The following is a 21,025-nucleotide window of genomic DNA, read 5'->3' as shown; positions in this document are numbered from 1 at the left end:
AACGTGGCTGCTGCGAGATTCCTGACACCGCGTCCTCATCCGGCCAGGAAGACATCTGGACCAGTCGGGCGGGTAAATGTCGGGTCCAGGCGCCCCTGTCAGTGGGCCGACCTACAGTCCAGGATCGTGAGCAAGGTCATCACTGACGCCTGGAGCGAGTACCTGTCCTGGAACGAGGCCATCGCCGAGGTCCTGTTCCCCGAGGTCGACGACCCGCAGCCCGTCTACCTCGACCTCGAGGACGAGGCTGTCGAGCAGCTGGGCCTCGTCATGGACGTTCCCGTCGAGGACGTGCGGGCCCGGCTCGCGGACTCCGTCCGGTCCACCCTCGGCGTAGGGGGCCCGAGCGCGGTCTTCCACGCGCACGAGCGGCAGCTCGCGCGCTGGGTCGGCTCCGGACGGCGGACCGTCCCCCCGTTCCTCGGCGTCCTGGCTGTCTTCTGCGAGGCGGCGGAACAGATGGCGGCGGCCGACGGGATGTCGAGCAGCAACTTCCTCGGACGGCTCCAGACCGTCCTGGGCAGGCCCGGGGACAAGTCGGTGGACCAGGCGTACCGCCGGGTCGCGGAGCTCTGGTGGGGACACCTCAACCGGTGGCTCGTCGACCAGGACGGTGCCCGTGGCATGCCCACGGCGTTCGCACTGAGCCATCGGTTCGTCGGGCTGACGGTCTCGCAGGCGCTGGTCCGCAGCGCGGACCGGGAGAACCTCAAGGACTTCTTCACGCAGTTCGGCCTGGCGCCGGGAGCAGAGCTGCCGCCCTCGGAGCTGACCGGGCTGATCGACACCTGGATGCACCAGGTGCCCTGCCCAGTCTCGGGCGGGCTCTTCCAGCTCTGGCAGAAGAAGGACGCGCGGGAGCGGATCGCCCAGTCGACCTCGGTCGCGCTCAGCACGTGGGACGGGCGCGGGAGGCAGCACGTCGGCCATGTCGGTGGCGGGCCTGGCTCCAGGCCGGCTGCGGCTGGCATCCAGCTCACGCTCAAGATCGACACGTTCCCGCGCAAGAGGCTCGGTCTCGGTATCCAGGTGAGGTTCCCCCGGGCGGACGAGCCTCGGGAGGCGAAGATCGTCACGGCGGAGCCCCCCGTGGCCGTCGACCTCGTGCCTGACCTGCCCGGCAGCCTCAGCATCGGCAGAGGGTCGTCCGTGAGCCCGGCGGACGCGCTCAGGGGGCTCCTGCGGCTCGAGGACTCGCTGACCGGGGCCAGCGCGGAGAGGAAGCCCAAGCGCCTGGTCCTCTTCCGTGAGGACGCCCTGACCCGTCAGTGGGTGGAGGCCCCGCAGGTGATGCTGGGCGAGGACGTCCAGCTGCTGGTCCACGACAGCGTCCGGCCGCGCCTCCTTGAGGTGCTGGTCCAGGTCGCTCGTCCAGGGTGGGTGGTCTCGGACCCCCTGCCGGGACAGCCTGACGACTGGTCCCGTGTGGAGGGCGTCCAGGTGATGACGCCTGTGGGTGACCTGGTCCACCAGGACAGGGTGGACGACCTCCAGCCCTTGGTCCCGCTCACCTCCAGCTCGCTGAAGCTGGCCGGGGGCTTCGCCCTACCTGGGCAGCTGCGGAGCAAGTGGCACGTGTGGGGTCCCCCGGAGATCCGGGCCATCAGCGACAGCGCCAACGGCTTCGTGGTCCGGGTCATCGACCTCGGCCGTTTCGAGGACGGGGACGTCCAGGACCCGGAGACCGTGCTCGAGGAGTGGGTGAGCGACGGCGCCCTGCTCGTCAGGTCCATGGCCGACCTCGACCTCGCCGACGGTGACTACCGGGTCGAGCTCCTGGCGCGTGGGAAGAAGGACCCGCTGACGGCGTCGACGGTGCGCCTACGTTCCTCGGACACCCCGGACCGCCGGCAGTGGTCCCGCGCTGCGGGGGTGTCCTACACGGCGGGTGGAGCAGGGGTCCTGGGAGTCGAGGGGCCGCGCGGCGCCAGGGTCTCCGGGCACGTGGTCGACGGCGAGCGCAGGTCGGCTCCTGACGGGTTGCAGGACCTTCCTCCCGCGGCACCGTGGTGGCGCGCGGGCGAGGGCCCCCGGAGCCACCGGCCGGAGGTCGAGGTCCGGCTGACCACGGTCGACCCGAGCTCGTGCCTCTACACGGGCAGGCACCGAGTCCACGTCGAGACCCCGGACTACCGGAACGGCCGGCCCGTCCAGAGCCGCACCTGGGGAGAGTGCCTCGGGTGCGGGATGCGACGGCTGTACCCCACTGGCCACAGGCAGGCAGTCAAGCTGGAGGTGACCGCCGGTCCCGCCGGCACCCGACACGACGTGACGGAGCTGCCTCCGCGACGCGACTCGGACAACGACCTGACGACCGCGTTCGACGCGCTCCTCCACACAGGGCGAGGCTCGTGGGCCCAGCTGGAGCGCATCCTGTTCCAGGTCGAGCCCTCGGGGCTCTTCGTCGACCAGGTGGCGCGCACGCTGGAGGTGCTGGGGCACCTGGACGTCCGGCGTGATGCGCGGACGTTGGAGCCCGTCGCGTGGGAGGTCGCCCCCACCAGCCTCGTCGGGACCGAGCACGGGACCCTCTTCGGCGGGTTCTGGCCAACGGCGTTGTACACGCTGGTCGGGGAGGAGCTGAGCCGCCGGGGGGCCCAGTTCGACGAGTGCCCGTCCACCGAGGGGGTCACGGGCTACTTCGTGGACCTGGGCGCGGAGCAGCTCCGCACCCCCACGGTGGTCGAGCAAGGGGTGAGCGTCGTCGACACCGCCTGGCGCGACCTCGTCCAGGTGCTGCCGCCGCTCAGCGAGGTCCTCAGGTCGTTGCCGAGGACGACCAACCTTCCGGTGGGCCAGGTCACGCAGTTCGCCGTCAGCGACAACACCTGGCGGCAGGCCGACGGGGCGCACGACGCCGGTGCCTACCGGGTGCGCAAGTTCGCGACCACGGACCTGTTCAGGGCGCCGTCCGACGTGGAGGCAGGCACCTGGGCCCGCTCGACGGTGCAGCTGAGCAAGCACCTGGCTGCACATCTCGTGGGACGTTCGCTCGTCGCGTGGCACCCCGAGGCCCGACGACTCACCGTGCCGCTCGGCGCGGACCTCCCGGGCCTGTACGGCCGCGTGGTGGTCGCCGCGTCCGGTCTCCCACCCGTCGCCGAGCGCAAGGCTCGGCTGCTCCACTACGAGGACGTGCCGGATGAGCTTGCCCGTGCCCTCCAGCACCTCCTCACGCACTGACGCACCCCTCGAGAGGCATCACCGAATGACCCACGTCCCCCCGCCCCGCCAGGTCCTCGACGAGGTCCAGACCGCAGTCCTCAGCTACGTCGACACAGCCTTCTGGCTCCGGGACCGGAACATAGCCGACGAGCGACGTCGGCTCCTGGAGCAACCGGGGGTGCTGTTCCAGGAGCCTCTCCTCGAGCCGGTGCTCCCGTATCCCGGCACGGTCCCGGCCCTGGAGGCCGCGCAGCTGGTGGGCCTCTCCGAGAGCGAGATGGATCTGCTCACCCGAGGACTGTTCGGCCTGCCTGCGCGGGAGATGTCCTTGCGGCAGCACCAGGCTGACTCGTTGGTGACCTCCCTGCGAGGCTGGAAGGGAAAGCGCCACCCCGTGGTGACCTCGGGGACCGGCTCGGGCAAGACGGAGAGCTTCCTGCTGCCAGTGCTCGCGCGGCTGCTCATCGAGTCCAGGTCCTGGAAGCAGGACGGTCGTGCGAACCCGTGGTGGGACGCCGGGTCCTGGGCGCCGAGCAGGCCGCCAGGCCGTCCTGCCGCGGTCCGGGCCATCGTGCTGTACCCGATGAACGCGCTCGTCGAGGACCAGATGAGCCGGCTGCGGAGGTCCCTCCGGCGAATGACGTCGCTCGGGGGGCCCGACCTGTGGTTCGGGCGGTACACGGGGGCCACGATCGGCACGGGCGAGGTGCCGGTCCGTGGAGGGGCCAACGCCAAGGTCAAGGAAGCAGCCGAGCAGCTCCGGGAGATGGTGGCGGAGCGCGACGAGGTCGGGAGCACGGACGAGGAGCTCGACGCCCAGCTGAGCGACCCCCGCGCCGGTGAGATGCTGACGCGCTGGGACATGATCGCGTCGCCGCCTGACGTCCTCGTCACCAACTACTCGATGCTCAACGTGATGCTGATGCGCGAGCGGGAGCAGCCCATCTTCCAGCGCACCCGTGACTGGCTCGCCGAGGACCGCTCGCGGGTGCTCACGCTCGTGGTGGACGAGCTCCACCTGTACCGGGGGACGCAGGGGGCTGAGGTCGCGATGATCGTTCGCAACCTGTGCGACCGGCTCGGCCTGGAGCCCGATGACCCCCAGCTGAGCATCGTGGCCACCTCCGCGTCGCTCGACGAGGACAGGGGCGACTACCTGGAGGGCTTCTTCGGGGCACCCGCCGAGACCTTCCGGCCCATCTCTGGACAGCCCCTCGTGCCCGACGCGTCGATCCCGGTGCAGCCGCAGGACGTTCGCGGCGCTCTCCAGTCAGGTCAGGTGGCTGGGCTCGACCGAGCGGTCGCCGCCTCGTGCCGCGGGGACGACGACTCCGGTCCGCTGCGCGCCACACCGCTGAGCCTGGTCGCACGTCGGCTCCTCGGCCCCGGGGCGGACGAGTCACTTCTCGACGACCTTCTCGAGCTGCTGGGGCGTGGATCGGACGGCCAGGTGCCGTTCAGGGCACACCTCCTGCTCCGCTCCATGCGAGGGATCTGGGCGTGCAGCGACCCGTCCTGCCCCGGTGTCCCGGAGAACGACGGGTCCCGGAGGATCGGCCGGCTGTACACGACTCCTCGCCAGCTCTGCTCCGCCGACCTGGACGGCGTCCCCTGCGGTGCGCGCGTCCTCGACCTCCTGTACTGCGACCACTGTGGCGAGGTCGGGCTAGGAGGGTGGGTCGTCAGCTCGCAGGACGGCGGGGAGTACCTCGCCACCACGCCGGCGGAACCGGAGGCTGAGCTCGAGCTGCCGGTCTTTCGACGACCACGCAGCGCCTACGCCTGGTACGCGCCCGGGGTCGACTCGACCGAGCGGTGGGAGCACCCCGGCCCCGGGGGGAGCAAGGTCGCCTTCGCCTTCGCCCCGGTCGAGCTGCACCCGCGGCTGGGCTACCTCGCTCCCGCCTCACGGGGAGAAGCCACGGGAGTGACCCTGCGGGCCCAGGGCGGGCCGGACGGCTGGCACGCACCGGCGCTGCCCAGCAGGTGCCCCTCGTGCCACCACGCCGACAGGCAGGACAAGATCGCCCACGGGGCCGTGAGGTCGCCCGTACGTGCTCACACGCAAGGCCTGCACCAAGCAGTGCAGCTGTTGGTGTCCCGCATGGTGCGGGCGGTGTCCGCCACCGACGAGACCGAGCGCACCATCGTCTTCACGGACAGCAGGGACGACGCGGCGAAGACCGCCATGGGCCTCGGCGAGAACGGCTTCGCCGACCTGGTGCGGCAGCTCCTGCGTCGTGAGCTGGCGAAGGACGACGAGGTTGTCAGGCTGCTCCGGTCGGGGGGTGTGCCGGGGCGCCTCGACCCTGCGGACATGGCGATCTGGGGCCAGCTGGGCGTGGTGCACCAGCAGGAGGCGGTCGCCTACCAGCGCATCGCGCTCGGTGTGGGCACTGCCGAGGACGAGCTGATGGTCAAGCAGTTCGAGGAGCTGCGAGCCGACAACGCTGTGACCTCGTGGCCCAACCTGGTCGAGTCCCTGGTGGGAGAGCTCGTGAGGCTGGGGGTGCCGCCGGGTGGGCAGAGGGCCTCGGCTCAGTACCTGCACGACGACGAGACCCCCTGGCACGTGCTCTACGACCCTCCGGTCCCCGGGGAGTGGGACCCCTTGCCGGCTGACGACATGACTCGAAAGTCGCAGGCGGAGCGTCAGCGGCGGCTGCTGATCATGGCCCTGGGCGACGCGTTCCTCGGTGGGCGGGGCCGAGACCTCGAGATGAGCCTGGTCGGTCACCTCGCCCTCACCGGGACCGCGGATCTCGAGCCCGTCGAGAACGAGGTGGTGTGCTCGGTGCTCCGCCTGTACGGCCTCAGCAACCGGTGGTCACCCGGTCACAGCGCGGACAGCAAGGCTCGGCCGCGGCGCGTCAAGGACTACGTGGCTCGCGTCGCTGCCGGGGGAGCGCTCACCGCGGAGCGCGTCGAGGACCTGCTGACTGCATGGGTGAGCCCTCTCCTCGAGGCTCAGTCGCTCCCCCTCGACCGGCCGGGTCTCGCGATCGGGGTGCGGGCGCACGGCGACACGGTCTGGGTGTGCGACGTCTGCTCGACCAGGCACCTCCACGGGTCGGCAGGTACGTGCGTGCGCGAGAAGTGCCGCGGGACGCTGCACCCCTCCGCGGTGGAGCCGTTGGCCGAGGGCGACTACTACGTGAGCCTCTCGAAGCTCCGGCCGGCTCGCATGAACGTGGCAGAGCTGACCGGTCAGACGAGCCCACCCAAGAAGGCGCGTGACCGGCAGCGTCGGTTCCGGCGGGCTCTGCTGCCGCCCCCACGGGAGAACGCTCGAACTACTCCCATCGACGTGCTGAGCGTGACCACCACGATGGAGGTGGGTGTCGACATCGGCTCGCTCAGCAGCACGGTGATGGCCAACATGCCGCCGCAGCGGTTCAACTACCAGCAGCGTGTCGGTCGCGCAGGCCGACAGGGACAGCCGTTCTCCTACGCGGCGACGCTGTGCAGGGACCGCTCGCACGACGACTACTACTTCGGGCAGAGCATGCGGATCACCGGCGAGGTCCCGCCCCAACCGTTCCTGGACATGCAACGCGAGGCGATCCTGCGCCGCGTGGCCACGGCGGAGGTCCTCAGGCAGGCGTTCGCCCTGCTGGCGGACAAGCCGCGAGGAAGTGGCTCCGTGCACGGATCCTTCGGCTACGCGGAGCAGTGGCACCAGGTCAGGGACCAGGTCGGCCTGTTCCTCAGCAGATCTGGCGAGGTCTCGCGCGTGGTCGAGCGGCTCGCCGTCCACACCGGTGTGGAGACCCACGTGCGGAAGGCCCTGGTCGACTGGATGCGGTCGGGGCTGGTCGCTGCCATCGACCAGGCGTGCGAGGACCCGCTCCTCACCCACCGGGAGCTCTCGGAACGACTGGCGAACGCTGGCATCCTCCCCATGTTCGGGTTCCCCACCCGGGTCAGGGAGCTCTGGTACACCCCGGGCGGAGGGCAAAGGGCCGTGGAGGTCTCGCAGAGGCCGCTGTCCATGGCGGTCTCCCTGTTCTCGCCGGGCTCGAAGGTCGTGAGCGACGGCTGGGTCTACACCGCCGACGGTCTGGCCACCTTCGCCAGGTTCGGGCAGCGGGCCAACCCCCTCGGCGCCCGAGTCTCGCTGACCAGGTGCGAGCGCTGCACCTTCGCGCGCTCCTCCGAGGGGGAGGAACCGGTCACGTCGTGTCCGGTCTGCAAGCACCTCGTCTCCACCGTCACGATGTACCAGCCTGCGGGCTTCCGCACAGGGGATCGGGACGACCGGCTGGGCGATGACGACGTGTCGACCTCAGCATCCCGCCCCGTGCTGGGCTGGGTCGAGGCGCCGGCGGTGCCGGACCGCGTCGGGAACATGGACACCTGGGTCATGGACCAGGGCAAGCTGCTCACCGTCAACGACAACGCTGGTCGGCTGTTCCGTTGGGCCAAGGAGAAGGACGGCAGCTACGTCGCCAGCGACGACCCGAGCTCAGGCTTCGAGTCGGCCATCGGCGAGGTCCGGGTCACGGATGCTCTCATGGTCCTGCCCAACGGTCTCGACCTCGAGGGCGGGTCGGTCGCGGTCCTTCGCGAGTGCGTCAGCGGGCAGGCAGCCATGACGTCCTTCGCCGAGGCACTCAGACGGGGTGCTCAGGCCGAGCTGGACATCGACTCGAACGAGATCACCGTGGGTCTGCAGCACCGCAGGGTGGGCGACCTCGTCACCTCGGGCATCTTCCTCGCGGACACCCTGGAGAACGGGGCCGGCTACGCCTCAGAGCTGGGCCGGCCCGACCGGTTGCTGCGGGTCGTCACCTCGCTGCTCGACGAGCTGGGCGCCAGCTGGGCGTCCCCGCGCCACTCGTCCGCCTGCGACTCGTCCTGCCCGGACTGCCTGCGGTCCTACGACAACCGGCACATCCACCCGCTCCTCGACTGGAGGCTGGCCCTGGACGTGGCTGAGCTCGCGCTGGGTCGACCGTTGACGGAGTCCAGGTGGCTCTCGGGCGCCTCGTCGGTCGCCCGGTCCTTCGGTCGCGCCTTTGGCGAAGCGTTCGCCGAGCTTCGCATCGAGGACACGGACGGGCTCGTGCACCTGGAGTCAGGCAGGCGTGCGGTGCTCCTTGTCCACCCGTTGTGGCGGACGGACGAGCCCGGGCTGACACCCAGGGTCCGAGCAGTCAGGGACGGGATCGCCGGGAGCGGCACCAAGGTCCGGCTGCTCGACCTACGGACGGCGTCGTTGCTGCCCGAGTCGATCTACAGCGGACTGGTCGGTTCGTGAGCATGACGAACGACGGGACTGCGGGGCACGTGCCAGCCGTCACGATCTCCAGGCTCGTGCCCGTCTCCATCAAGGAGACCTGGCCCACGGAGCCTGGCGGCTTCACCCCGTGGCTGCTCGACCATGCCGATCTCCTGTCAGAGGCACTTGGGATCGAGGTCGAGCTGACGGCCAAGGAGCACTCCGTGGGGCCCTTCAGCCTGGACCTGATCGGGCAGGTCGCAGGCTCGGAGGACAAGGTGATCGTCGAGAACCAGTACGGAGACACGGACCACCAGCACCTGGGCCAGGTCATGACGTACGCCGGGGGCACTGACCCCAAGGTCGTCGTGTGGATAGCCGAGCGGTTCCGGGAGCAGCACCGGGCCGCTCTGGAATGGTTGAACGACATCACCGTGCCTGATGTCAGGTTCTTCGGCATCGCGGTGTCCGTGGTGAGGATGGAACGTGGCGACGACCGGTTGGTGGCGCCCCGCATGGAGCTCGTCGTGAAGCCGAACGACTGGGAGAAGATCGCGAAGATGGAGGCCGCCAGCGCTGCGGCCGGAGTGACCTCGCCCAGCTCCGTGCAGGCGCTCTACAAGCGGTTCTGGGAGCAGCTCGAGGCGCGACTCAAGGCGAAGCAGTGGACGAGTGCCACCGCCCCCGCGCAGAACTGGTGGAGCATGCCCGCCGGCACCACGTCGATGAGCTGGGGCATCTCGTACGCGACCTTCGGGTGTCGCAGCGAGCTCTACTTCCAGCACACGGACGCCAGGGTCAACAGCCATCGGCTGTCAGAGCTCGAGCGACGCCAGCCTGCGCTTCAGGAGGCATTCGGACCCGGAACGCTCCTGTTCGATCACGTGCCGGGCAAGACCGGCGCCCGGATGGAGGTCCGTCTCGAGGGGCCGAAGATCCAGGACGAGTCGAGCTGGGGCGAGGTCCAGGGGTGGATGCTGGACGTGCAGCAGCGGATGCGGTTCGCGGTGTCGTCGACCGGAGGCCTGCCGATGACGGTCCCGAACGACTTCGAGTGATGGTGAGCGGGCTGGCGGCTGTGATCTTCCAGGGACGCGTGCAGGTGAGGGTGGGGACGTACAAGCCCGGCCCGTGGGTGGCCCTGCCGGAGCACGGAAGGCTGTCGGCGGGGCGGACACCGGGCTACGCCCTGCACCTGCCGAGCTCGTGGATACCGCAGAAGCTCTGCCGGTTCCTGCCGTACGAGCTCGGCTGGGTCGTGCAGGTGGGGCCCAGCCCGCGCATGAACGTGCGCTACTCGAGCATGAGCCAGCAGCTCTACCCGCGCCGGGCGGCTGTCGCGCTCCAGCGCGGCACCAGCGTCCTGACCTTCCCCGAGCTCGACGACTTCCTGTCCATCGCCGTCGTCATCGGGCCGGACGCGGCGGTGGGGGCCGAGCAGCGGTGGGACCAGGTCGACGAGTCGGACCTGCCCCGGGTCGGCACGCGCTACGCCGTCGTCGCGGCCGAGCTCACGGACAAGCAGCGGCTGGTCGTCGAGACCACCTACCGCCACCTGGTCACCCGCGAGCCCACGCCGGCCAACATCACCGCCGCGGCTGCGCAGAACCTGGGGACCTCGGAGCAGTCGGTGAAGAACCAGCTCAACGCGGTGATGAAGAAGATCAACAAGGAGCGCTGGGGGCCGGCTCTCCAGACCTGGGAGCAGCTGGGCTCATACCTCTGGATGAGCCACCAGCTGCCCGGGCGCGAGGTCCGGTGACGGGGGCGGGGTTACCCGGGTAACCCCCTGGTCAGAGGCGGTTTCGGCAGCCTTCTGCCATGCGGTCACCGAGGCCGCAGGCAAGGAGGCCCCACCATGATCGACCTGCACGTGGGTCGCGGCACCAGCCGCGGCGCGATCACCGTGTTCCCCCTGTGGAGCGCGACCCCGGCACCCGCCGGCACCAGCGTCCAGTACACCGCGGACCCGCGTCACCTCGACGTCCGCGAGCTCGCCGACGGACCGCAGGTCTCGCTCCTGGACGTCGGCAACACCGCGTCCCGCCCGGCGCTCGTGCTCGGCGGGCAGCTCTTCGAGGGCGGCTGGCAGCACCGGATGGCCCGCCGCTCGACGCTCATCGCGGCGGGGGAGCGTCAGCAGGTGGAGGTGGCCTGCGTCGAGGCAGGACGCTGGAGCGGCGAGTCCGCGCAGCGCAGCCTCGGGCGCCGGGCGACCCCGCTGGTGCGGGACGCCGTCCGCACAGGCCGCGACGTCCAGTCCGAGGTGTGGGGCCGCGTCGCTCGGCACACGGGCCGCCTGCCGGGCGCCGGCAACGAGACCGGCTCGCTGGTCCGTCACCTCGACGCGAGCGAGCTCGACCGGGCCGCGCTCGTGCCCGACGTCCTGCCCCTGCCCGGGCAGGTCGGCGTGCTGATCGGGCTCGGCGGGCAGCCCTACCTCGCCGAGGTCTTCGACAGCCCGGACACCCTCGCCGTCCAGCTGCCCGCCCTCCTGGCCGCCGTGGCCGCGGACGCCGCCCTGGCCCCGCAGGTGCCCACGCCAGGACGTCGCGCGCGCCGCTTCGTCGGACGCGCCCTGCCGCTGGAGCTGCGGGAGACCGGCCCGGCCGGTGTCGGTACCCGGTGCGAGGCTGCCCACGAGCACGTCGTCGCCGAGGCCCTGCGCCACCTGGACCGTGACCTCCACCTGCTCCTGACCAACCCCCGCCACCCGCTGCTCACGCGGCCGATGGCCTGACCGGAAGGCGCTGCGATGACCCTGCGACTCACCTTCGTGCAGCACGACCGCGCGGCCGGCGTCCTGCTCGCGACCGCCAGCGGCGACGCCCTGGGCGTCCCCTACGAGTTCTCCAGCCCGCCCGGGCCCGGCGAGCTCGCCGTCATGAAGGGCGGCGGCCTCGGGCCGTTCGCGCCGGGGGAGTGGAGCGACGACACGTCGATGGCGATGGCCATCGCCCGCGTCGCCGCGGCCGGCGCCGACCTGACCAGCGCGGACGCGCTCGACGCGATCGCCGAGGGGTTCCTCGAGTGGCTCGCGGACGACCCTCGCGACATCGGCATCCAGACGAGCCACGTGCTGCGCTCGACCCACCGCCGACTCGCACCCGGGGACAGCGTCGCCGAGGTGATGAGCACCGAGGCCGCCGCCTACGCTGCCGACCACCGGCACTCCGCCGGCAACGGCGCCCTCATGCGCACCGCGCCCGTCGCCCTCGCCCACCTCGACGACCGCGACCACCTCGCCCGCGCTGCCCGGCTCGTCGCCCGCCTCACCCACGCGGACCCGCTCGCCGGCGACAGCTGCGTCCTCTGGTGCGAGGCGATCCGGGTCGCCGTGCTGGAGGACCGCATCGACGTGCCCGCCGGGCTCGACCTGCTCCCCGACAGCCGCCGCGCGCAGTGGGCCACGTGGCTCGACGAGGCGCTCACCGGCGACCTCGCGAGGTTCACGCCGAACGGCTTCACCGTCACCGCGCTCCAGGCCGCGCTCGCCGCCATCACCGCCACACCCGTGCCTGCGGTGCTGCCGGCGCGCCACCTCGAGGACGCGCTGCACGCCGCCGTCCGCATCGGCGACGACACCGACACCGTGGCCGCCATCGCCGGCGGCCTCCTCGGCGCCCGCTGGGGCGCCAGCGCCGTCCCGTGGACGTCGCGTCGGGCGGTGCACGGCTGGCCCGGCTGCGACGGGCGCGACCTGGTCGCCCTCGCCACGCTCACCGTCCGCGGCGGCGAGCCGGACGGCAGCGGCTGGCCGCTGGCCGACGACGTCGACTACGGCTGGGTCGCGCCGTTCGCGGCGGTGCCTCACCCGCACGACCCGGGCGTCCTGCTCGGCAACGCCGGCACCCGCGGCCACGGCGCCGACGCAGTCGTCTCGCTCTGCCGGGTCGGCCGCGACCAGGCGTGCCTCGACGGCGCGGAGGTGGTCGTGGAGTCCCGGCTCCTCGACACCGAGGACGACGCGGCCGACCCCAACGTCCTGCTCGAGCTGCTCGACGCGGCTCGCGCGGTGCAGGGTCTGCGGGCCGAGGGGCGCACGGTCTTCCTGCACTGCGTCGCTGCTGAGCAGCGCACGCCGTCCGTCGCCGTCGCGTACTCGCTCCTGCTCGGGCACCCGCTGGAGGACGCGCGCGCGGCCGTGCGCCGGGCGCTGCCCGGGGCGCGGGGCCGCGGGCGGGTGTGGGACGCGGCGGGTGACCTCGGCGAGGTGGTTCCGGACCAGTCGTCGGCGCCCTGACGTAGGTTGGCGCCAGCGCACGGGACTGCGGGGTCCGGCCGTGCGGTGAGCGTTCGGGGACGATGCCCCGAGGCGGTCCGGACCCGGGACGACGGAGAAGGGGGACAAATGGACGAGGGCGAGCGGTCGGGTCGGTACGAGGTCGAGCTGGTGGCTGACGATCGGGGCCTGGCCGTGCTCGGGTCGGAGTCCGACGTCGAGCTCTTCCTCGCGTCCGAAGGCCTCGTCGCCACGACGGCGCCGCAGCTGGGGCTGGGGCGGATGAGTCGGCTGCTCGGCACGGGATCGGCCTCCGCGCAAGCGGCTTCCGAGGTGGCCGCCGCCTCTGGCAGGTGGGTGAAGCTCACCGAGGAGTCCGCGGGTGCGGTGAAGAAGTACGGCCTCCGCGAGAGCTCGCGGAGCGGGCTGTCCACCGGCGTCCTCAAGGGGGACAAGGGACGGGTCAAGGGGTTCGTGGAGTTCTCCCGGGGTCCCGGGACAGCGTTGACGAACCCCGCGCTCCTGGCGGGTGCCGCGGGCATCATGGCCCAGCTCGCGATGCACCAGACCATGGAGGAGATCACCGACTACCTGGAGAGGATCGACGCGAAGCTGGACGACGTCCTGCGTGCGCAGAAGGACTCGGTGGTGGCGCGGCTGACGGGCGCGGGGATGGTGATCGACGAGGCCGTGACGGTCAGTCGCGCCCGGGGGCGCGTGGACGCCACGACCTGGTCCAAGGTGCAGGTGCTCGCCTCGACCGTCGCGGAGGTCCAGGGCTACGCGCTCGCCCAGCTCGACGGGCTCGCGGCCCGGCTGGAACGCGCCACCCGCGCGTCGGACGTGGCGGGCGCGGCCACGGACGCGGCCGGGACGACCCAGGAGTGGCTGGCGGTCCTGGCGAGGTCCTTCCAGCTGCTGGAGGCCCTCGACGTCCTCGAGCTCGACCGCGTGCTCGACACCGAGCCCGAGGCCGTCGACGAGCACCGACGTGGCCTCGAGGCGGCACGGGCGAAGCGGGTCGCCGACATCGGCACGGCCACCGTCCGCCTCCTCGGCCGCATCGCGGACGCGGCGGACCTCGCCAACGAGAAGGTCCTGCTGAGCCCGTTCGACCAGCGACGGACGTTCCAGGCCGGCAGCCGGGTCAACGACTCGATCGGGGAGTTCCACCACCTCCTGGGGCTGGAGACGGGCCATACCGAGCTCGAGGCTCGGAGGTGGTCGGCCGCCGCCGGCGAGGTCCGGGACCACCTCCTCGACGCCGGTGCCGAGGGCGTGGCGGGTGCGCGCCGGGGCGGCGGCATCCTCGTCTCGCAGACGCAACGGGCGACCGTCGCGGTCCGGGGCAGGCTGCCGCGGCTGCGCGGTCGGGACAGTGTCCGCGAGCCAGTCAACGAGCCTGTCTCCGACCCGGGTGCGGGAGCCGGCGCCGAGGACCCTCTCGACTAGTGCCTGCACCACCCGCGCGACGTCCGTACCCAATAACGGTGAGAAAAACCGGTTCCGGACTGGGCGGGAACCCCCCGTCCTAGTGTCCCTGTCGCCCCCGGCGCGCCACAGACAGGACGACACGCATGCTGATCCTCAAGCTCCTCAAGACCGTCATCGGCATCGTGGTCGTGCTCGCCGTGGTGTGTGCGGCGTGGGTGGTGGTCTCGGTGACCGGCATGTTCAACCTGCCCGCGCTGCCGTTCCAGACCACGACGATCGACCGCACGGGGCCGTCCGTGCTGAAGTCCCTGACCGACCTGAGCGACTACCACGCCGCCAGCGGCCACTACGAGACCGTCGTGGACCTGGAGAACGACACGTCCTTCATCCCGTCCTGGGTCTCCGGCGAGCGCATCCTCTACGTCGGCAAGGGGGACGTGGACGCTCTCGTGGACTTCTCCGGCCTCGGCCCGGACGCGGTGGCGGTCTCCTCCGACCGGCTCTCCGTGTCGCTGACCCTGCCCGCACCCACCCTCGCGGACCCCGTCCTGGACGTCGAGGACAGCTACGTCGCCGACGACGACAAGGGAGTCGCCACCGCCTTCTCCGGGTCCGACCTGGAGCACGAGGCCCAGGTCAAGGCGATCGACCAGATGGCCGAGGCGGCCGCCGCCGAGGACTCCCTCACCGACCTGGCCGAGACGAACACGACGGACATGCTCACCGGGCTGCTGGAGGCCCTCGGGTTCACGGACGTGACCGTCACCTACGAGTAGGCACGGCGTTCGGTCCCCGGTGTCGGAACCCGCCCCTAGGGTGAGCGCGCCCTAGCCAGCCGACCCAGGAGGCCCCCGTGACCGCACGCTGCATCCCCGAGCACCCGACGTTCGTGACGGGCTCCGAGCGACAGGTGTGGGAGCGGCTGCGCGACACGCTGCCGCCCGACTGCGTCGTGCTCGCCAACGTCCGTCTCACCGACGAGGACAAGGACCACGAGGCCGACCTCGTGGTGCTGATCCCCGAGGCGGGCTTCGTCGTCCTCGAGGTGAAGGGCGGCTCGGTCTGGCACGACGGCGCGGGCTGGTGGATCAGGCGCGGCGAGCACGACGAGCCCTGCTACCCCGTCGAGCAGGCCCGCGACGCCAAGCACGCCATCAAGCGGTACGTCGAGAACGACCCGCGCTGGGGCAGCCGCGGGCACGTCGCGTGGGCGCACGGCGTCGTCCTGCCGCACACGGACCTCGGCAACGACTTCAGCGTCCCCGAGCTGCCCCGCTGGGCGTTCCACGACAAGCACGAGCAGGACGACCTGGCGGACCGCGTCACCACCAACGGCTGGGGCCTCGCCCACGGCCAGCCCGCGCCGAACCACGACGACGTCGAGATCCTGGCCGAGATCCTCGCGGGTCGCTCGCTCCCTCTGCCTGACGTCAACGCCGGCGCGCAGGAGCGTGAGGCCGAGGTCGAGCGGCTCACGCAGGAGCAGATGGTGATCCTGCAGGTCACCCGCATGTTGCGTCGGGTCGAGGTGCGCGGGGGAGCGGGATCGGGCAAGACCGTCCTGGCCCTGCAGAAGGCCAAGGAGCTGGGACGTGGCAGCGCCGGCCGGCCCAGCGAGCGCGTGGCGCTGCTCTGCTACTCGATCGGCCTCGCCGAGTACCTCAAGCGCGTGACGTCCACCTGGAACCGCAAGCACCGCCCGGCCTTCGTCGGTACCTTCGAGGACCTCGCCCGCTCCTGGGGCCTCACCTTCTCCGACGACGCCCCCAGCGAGTTCTGGGAGGAGCGGCTGCCGCTCCTCATGGCCGACGCGGCCCGGCAGCTGCCGCCCGGTCAGCGCTTCGACAGCGTCGTCGTCGACGAGGCGCAGGACTTCGCGGACTCGTGGTGGGCCGCGATCCTCGAGAGCCTGCGGGACGAGGCCGACGGCGGGGTCTTCCTCTTCTCGGACGAGAACCAGCGCCTGTTCGCCCGGTTCGGCGCGCCCCCGGTCCAGCTGGTCCCGCTCGTCCTCGACCACAACCTCCGCAACACCCGGCAGATTGCGGGCTCCTTCGGGCCGCTCGCGCCGTCCCGGATGAAGGCGCTCGGGGGCGACGGCCCGCAGGTCCGCTTCGTCGAGGCGTCGCCCTCCGAGGCGCTGGGGCTGGCCGACGACGTCGTCGAGGAGCTCCTCGAGACGGGCTGGGATCCCTCCCGCGTCTGCCTCCTCACCACCGGCTCGCGCCACCCGGAGCAGAAGGCGCAGGTCGAGCGGCACGGCAAGACCGGGTACTGGCGCTCGTTCTGGGACGGCGACGACGTGTTCTACGGGCACGTGCTCGGGTCGAAGGGGCTCGAGCGGTCGTGCGTCGTGCTCTGCGTGAACGAGGACGGCTCGCGCGACCGCGCCCGTGAGCGGCTCTACGTCGGCATGTCGAGGGCCACCCACGTCCTCGTCGTCGTCGGCGACCCCGCCGTCATCCGCGAGGTGGCCGGGCAGGACGTCGCGCGGCGGCTGGGCTGCTGACGTCCCCCGCACCGGTCTCCAGGTAGCCGAGCCAGAGCCCGTCCCTGGCCCTCGTCATGCCGACGTAGCGCTCGTGGCGCCACCGGTCGACGCGCTCGCGGTGACTCTCGGCGGGCTCGCCGGGTTCCTGCGCCGGGGGCTGTTCCGACAGGTAGGGCAGGAACACGTAGGGGAACTCCAGCCCCTTGGCGCGCTTGACGGTGCCGACCTTGACCTTGTTCGTCGCCGTCCCCCGGTAGGAGTCGAGCAGCTGGCAGGGGACCTTCTGCGCGCGGAGAAGCCTCACCACCCGGTGGGTGTCTGCCCTCGTCTCGGTGAGGACCGCGAAGTCGCCCCAGGGGCGTCCGCGGTGGGCGTGCGAGCGCTCCAGGATGCTGGCGAGCCCGGCCTCGAGGTCGCGCCTGCTCCTGGCGCGGGTGACGATCGGGTCGGGGCCCTCGCGGACGACGTCGACCTCCTCCCCGCCGGCGAGCTCACCGAGGTCCTCGAAGACGTCCCCGTCCAGGACGGCGTGAGCGTGCTCGAGCACCTGGCGGGTGTTCCGGTAGTTGGTCGTCAGGACGGCGGCGCGTCCAGCCACCGACAGGTCGGCCTCGGCCAGTGAGAAGCCACCCGGGTACACGGACTGCCGTCCGTCCCCGACCAGCAGCAGGGACCCGGGGGCGTGCTCCGCGACCGTGGCGAGGAGGCGCATGCCGGCGAGGTTGAGGTCCTGGACCTCGTCCACGACCACGGCTGAGTACCGGAAAGCCTCCGGCGTCCGCCCGACGACGTCGGTGGCGCTCAGCAGCAGGCCCGTGAAGTCAGTCAGGTCCTCGGCCCGCAGCTCCTCCTCGTAGGCGAGGGTCAGGGCCCACACCACCGCCCGCGCCGATGCCCGCAGGGGCGTCACCCGCCCGACTCGGCTCAGCGCGAGGTAGGCGTCCAACCCAGGGAGACGCCGAGGGCGGACGACGTGGTCGACCTCCTCGCGCCAGTAGGACTCACGAGGGTCGATGTCCAGCAGGAGGGCCGCCTCCGGGCAGCTGCGCCACGCGCGGCGGAACGCGGCGTCCGCGCCCGGTCGGCTGACCGAGGGCGGCTCTCCCGCCTGGGCCAGGATCGATCGTGCGAAGGCGTGGACGCCGGTGAATTCGATCCGCTGGGCGACCTCGGGGGCGAGGCGCTGCGCAAGCCCCTCGAAGACCTGAGGAAGCGTTTTCACGAAGCTCACGAACAGGACCGGATCGGTGTGCTGCCGGGCGAGGTGGACCGCACGGTGCAGCGCCACGACGCTCTTCCCCGTGCCCGCCGGACCCCGGATACGACCAGGCCCGCTCCAACCGATCTGGACGAGACGGTTCTGCTCCGGGTGGAGGAAGGTCATCCAGTCCTCCAGCGGCGCAGCCAGCGCCTGGTCGAGCAGCGCTGCGCCCAGGTCGTCCGCGCTGTCGCCGGGAGGGTCGACGTCCTCGCCGACGGCGGGCCGCGCCTCGACGGGCAGAGCCGCGACGGCCTCTCGGTCGGCTGAGGGTGGCATCGGCGGGCTCACGTCCTGCACCGCCGCGAGCAGTTCCGAGACCTGGTCGGCGGACAGGCGACGCGGCAGACGCGCGAGCCAGCCGGCCACCTCGCGCGCGCCCAGGATGGCCAGGTCGTCGAGCCTCTTCGAGACGCGGTGACGGCTGAAGACCAGGGCGGCGCCGACCGCGGCCCGGGTCAGCCCCGTGGGGGCCAGGTGGTCGGCGAAGGTGTCGGCGAGAGCACGGATCTTCGCCACCTCGTCGTCCTCGCGTGCGTCCCCGCGGAACAGCGTTCCGTCCCGCACCTCCAGCTCTCGCCAGTCCTTGACGTCCAGGACCACCACTCCGCCCGGACCGACCATCACGAAGTCGACGTTGGCTCGCCGGGAGCCTGGCCAGCGGCGGTCCTCGAGGACGTGCCACTCCAGCTCGGTGAGCGCAGCGAGGACCGGGCCCAAGCGGTTCTCCGCCCCGCCCCCACGCAGGTAGGACTCCGCCTGACGCCGCTTCACGAGCGCGAGCGCTTCGAGGTCGGCAGCCTCCGCCGCCAGTTCCTCCGCGTGCCTCAGGGCCGAGCCTCCAGCAACCACGAGGACTCCTCCCAGGCGACAGTAGTGACCTGACGGATATCGGCCCGCGGCCCCGGCGGTCTGAGCGGAAGGTAAAGATCCCTCGATCTCGGTATGGGCGGGACTCCCCGCGGACTGGTCTCAACGGCCGCCACCGCTCGACTCCGGCGCCGCTGTCGGCGGCGTCCTCTAGGTTCGTCACTGGCTCACGAGCAGCGACCACAAGCCCTCCGGCTGGTCGCTCGGCTACCTGCCCCCGCGCAAGGTGCCCCCGGAGGAAGAGCCGGCGTCCGCCGTCCGGCGGAGGCAACGCGGGGCCTCGTCGAGGTCCCAGACCTCGAAGGAGAACCGTCATGGGCTGCTGCCCGATGTACCCCGAGCCCGGCGACCCGGTGTCGATGGAGCCGGGTCACTTCCCCACCCTGCACCAGCAGGTCTTCGCCGTCGTCGAGCTCGACGACTGGGTCGACGTCCTCGTCGAGGAGGTCGAGGGCTACGCGCTGCGGATCGCGTCGCTCGCCGGTGAGCGAGCGGTGCTGTGGCACCACCATCCGTTCGACGGATTCGTCGTGCCCGGTCACGCCGCGCGCTACCACCGCACGGCGCACCTCCTGGGCTGGCCCGGGATCGTGCTGAACGTGCGACTGGTCCACGGCGACGTCCCGTCGCTCCAGGTGCCCTCTCCGGGGGCGCCCCTGAAGGTGGACGGCAAGTGGAGCCCGGCGCTGCCGTTCGACCCGGACGGTGACACCGGGCCTCGGATGCCCTGAGCCGACGGCGTCGACAGCGGTGGTCTCGACCATCGGACCGCCGCTGTCGGTGCCGGTGTCTACGGTCCCTGACATCGGGTGGAGGGTCCGCCCGAGGGAAGAGGTGAGGGTGCCCGACGGGGTCGAGGACGAGGGTGCGTGGCACGAGCTGCGCACCCGGCTGGCGCAGGCGCTGGCCATGGTGAGCGGGACGCAGGGTGAGCTGCTCCTGCTGGAGGTGGAGCACCACCCGGACGGCGGGGTGGGGCCCTACGCGCAGGTGCTCGTGCTCCCGGGTGGCCGGCTGCGGTGCGAGGTGGTGAGCAACCACTACCTCGCGGACAGCCACCGACTGGACGACGCCCAGCGAGCGGCGCTGGCCGACCTGGGCTTCCGCGACCCGGACGAATCCGCCGGCACCGAGAACCACTGGATCGACCTCACGTCCGCGGACGTGGAGCGGGTCGCCGACATGGTGGTTCGCGCCCTGCACGAGGTGCACGGCGTGCTCCACCCGGCGTTCCTCACCAGCGACCGCCTGGACCTCGAGGGTCTCCAGTCGGACGAGCCCGACGTCTCGCCCCTCCCCGCGGCGCCGCCGCCCACGATCCCCGCAGGTCCGGAGCACCTCCGCAGCCTGATCGGGTCAGCCCTCGCGTCGGTGTGGGGGAGCGCGCCGCCCCTCAACCGCCTGGGTGCCTTCCCCGTGCCCACCGGCGACGGCGTGGTCTTCGTGAGCCCCGACGAGACGCGGCCGATCGTCCACCTGGTCTCGTACCTGGTGCTCGACGTGGTCGACACCCGCGGGCTGAAGCGGGACCTCGCGGACGTCGCGGCGCGGCTGCCCTTCGTCAGCCTCTCGCTGCTCGGAGCGACGCTCGAGGCCCGCGCCGAGATCCCCGCGGACCCGTTCACCACCCAGCACCTCACCTTCTGGGTCGACCGGTTCGACCGCGAGGCCCAGGCCGTCGCCGACGAGGTCGCGGCGCAATACGGCGGGCGACTGTTCCGGGAGCCGGCGTCCAGCGTCCCCGCTGCGGCCGACACGGAGCCGCAGGAGCGCTCCGAGGAGAGTGCCGAGGCGGCGGGCTCCCACGCCGGACCGCCGGAGCAGGACGCCGGGGAGGCCCGCGAGGTCCGTGTGCTCCGCGAGCAGGACCCGGGCATCACGGCACTCGTCGAGCTCCTCCAGGACGCCGACCTGCCCCCGCGCCACGTCGCGGCGCTGTTCGAGGACGACCGGCGGCGGCTGATCCAGGCCATCGTGCTGCTGCGCACCGGCCGAGGCAGCACGGCGTCGATCGCCCCGGAGACGGTCGTGGCTGCACTGCGCCGCGGGCTCCACGACGCGCTCGACCGGCAGGTCCGACCGTCGTCCGAGAAGCCGCGCTCGAGCCGACGCGACCGGAGCCAGCAGCTCTCCCTCCTCGACGGCCCCGCCGACCAGGACGGACTCTTCGCCGGTGACCCGCCGCTCGACGACGGCGCCGACGGGGACCCGCCCCGCGGACACGCCGTCTAGCCCCACGCCGACCCGATCCCTGAATCGGGCCCGGCTGGTCCGAAGTCGTCGAAAGCCTGACGCCTGTGACCTGGATGACGTACGTTCCGCTCGCCGGCCCGCAAGGTCCGATACGCCCTCTACCTCAGGAGC

At 71.9% G+C, this 21,025-nt stretch carries 12 protein-coding genes and 1 riboswitch; of the genes, 11 read left to right on the top strand and 1 reads right to left on the bottom strand.

Features of this window, described 5'->3' with window-relative positions; all coding sequences use genetic code 11:
- Positions 1-126 precede the first annotated feature (126 nt).
- From E8D37_RS06630 to E8D37_RS06590, 9 genes are all read left to right on the top strand, one after another.
- Complete coding sequence (locus E8D37_RS06630; protein ID WP_136568942.1) at positions 127-3,183, top strand: hypothetical protein; 3,057 nt, start codon at positions 127-129, stop codon at positions 3,181-3,183.
- Positions 3,184-3,208: 25 nt separating this feature from the next.
- A complete protein-coding gene (locus E8D37_RS06625; protein WP_168929652.1) occupies positions 3,209-8,425 on the top strand; it encodes a DEAD/DEAH box helicase in 5,217 nt (1,738 codons plus the stop codon).
- A gap of 2 nt (positions 8,426-8,427) precedes the next feature.
- On the top strand, positions 8,428-9,444 hold the full coding sequence (locus E8D37_RS06620) for a DUF4268 domain-containing protein (RefSeq protein ID WP_136568940.1): 1,017 nt from the start codon (positions 8,428-8,430) through the stop codon (positions 9,442-9,444).
- Positions 9,445-9,446: 2 nt separating this feature from the next.
- Positions 9,447-10,148: a hypothetical protein gene (locus E8D37_RS06615; RefSeq protein WP_136568939.1), complete on the top strand. Its 702-nt coding sequence runs from the start codon at positions 9,447-9,449 to the stop codon at positions 10,146-10,148.
- Between the two features lie 96 nt (positions 10,149-10,244).
- Positions 10,245-11,126 carry a DUF6569 family protein gene (locus tag E8D37_RS06610; protein WP_136568938.1) on the top strand — a complete coding sequence of 294 codons (882 nt, stop codon included), beginning with the start codon at positions 10,245-10,247 and terminating at the stop codon, positions 11,124-11,126.
- 15 nt (positions 11,127-11,141) lie between these two features.
- Entirely contained in the window at positions 11,142-12,629 is a 1,488-nt protein-coding gene (locus tag E8D37_RS06605; protein ID WP_136568937.1) for an ADP-ribosylglycohydrolase family protein, read from the top strand.
- A gap of 108 nt (positions 12,630-12,737) precedes the next feature.
- A complete protein-coding gene (locus E8D37_RS06600; RefSeq protein WP_136568936.1) occupies positions 12,738-14,060 on the top strand; it encodes a hypothetical protein in 1,323 nt (440 codons plus the stop codon).
- Between the two features lie 125 nt (positions 14,061-14,185).
- Complete coding sequence (locus E8D37_RS06595; RefSeq protein WP_136568935.1) at positions 14,186-14,818, top strand: DUF4230 domain-containing protein; 633 nt, start codon at positions 14,186-14,188, stop codon at positions 14,816-14,818.
- Positions 14,819-14,895: 77 nt separating this feature from the next.
- A complete protein-coding gene (locus tag E8D37_RS06590; RefSeq protein ID WP_206055594.1) occupies positions 14,896-16,551 on the top strand; it encodes an NERD domain-containing protein in 1,656 nt (551 codons plus the stop codon).
- Here E8D37_RS06590 and E8D37_RS06585 read toward each other — a convergent pair.
- Positions 16,502-18,643 (bottom strand): 3'-5' exonuclease, encoded by a 2,142-nt coding sequence (locus E8D37_RS06585; protein ID WP_136568934.1) that lies wholly within the window; start codon positions 18,641-18,643, stop codon positions 16,502-16,504. The genes E8D37_RS06590 and E8D37_RS06585 overlap by 50 nt on opposite strands.
- A gap of 183 nt (positions 18,644-18,826) precedes the next feature.
- Positions 18,827-18,940, top strand: a riboswitch (SAM riboswitch).
- 35 nt (positions 18,941-18,975) lie between these two features.
- Between E8D37_RS06585 and E8D37_RS06580 the strand changes: the two genes are divergently transcribed.
- On the top strand, positions 18,976-19,392 hold the full coding sequence (locus E8D37_RS06580) for a hypothetical protein (RefSeq protein ID WP_136568933.1): 417 nt from the start codon (positions 18,976-18,978) through the stop codon (positions 19,390-19,392).
- Between the two features lie 109 nt (positions 19,393-19,501).
- Positions 19,502-20,893 (top strand): hypothetical protein, encoded by a 1,392-nt coding sequence (locus E8D37_RS06575; RefSeq protein WP_136568932.1) that lies wholly within the window; start codon positions 19,502-19,504, stop codon positions 20,891-20,893.
- Positions 20,894-21,025 lie beyond the last annotated feature (132 nt).

Origin of the sequence: Nocardioides sp. GY 10127, from assembly GCF_004919085.1 — a bacterium.
Taxonomy (GTDB): Bacteria; Actinomycetota; Actinomycetes; order Propionibacteriales; family Nocardioidaceae; genus Nocardioides.
Note: the sequence above shows the minus strand (reverse complement) of the source record. Positions and strands in the feature narration are given on the sequence as shown.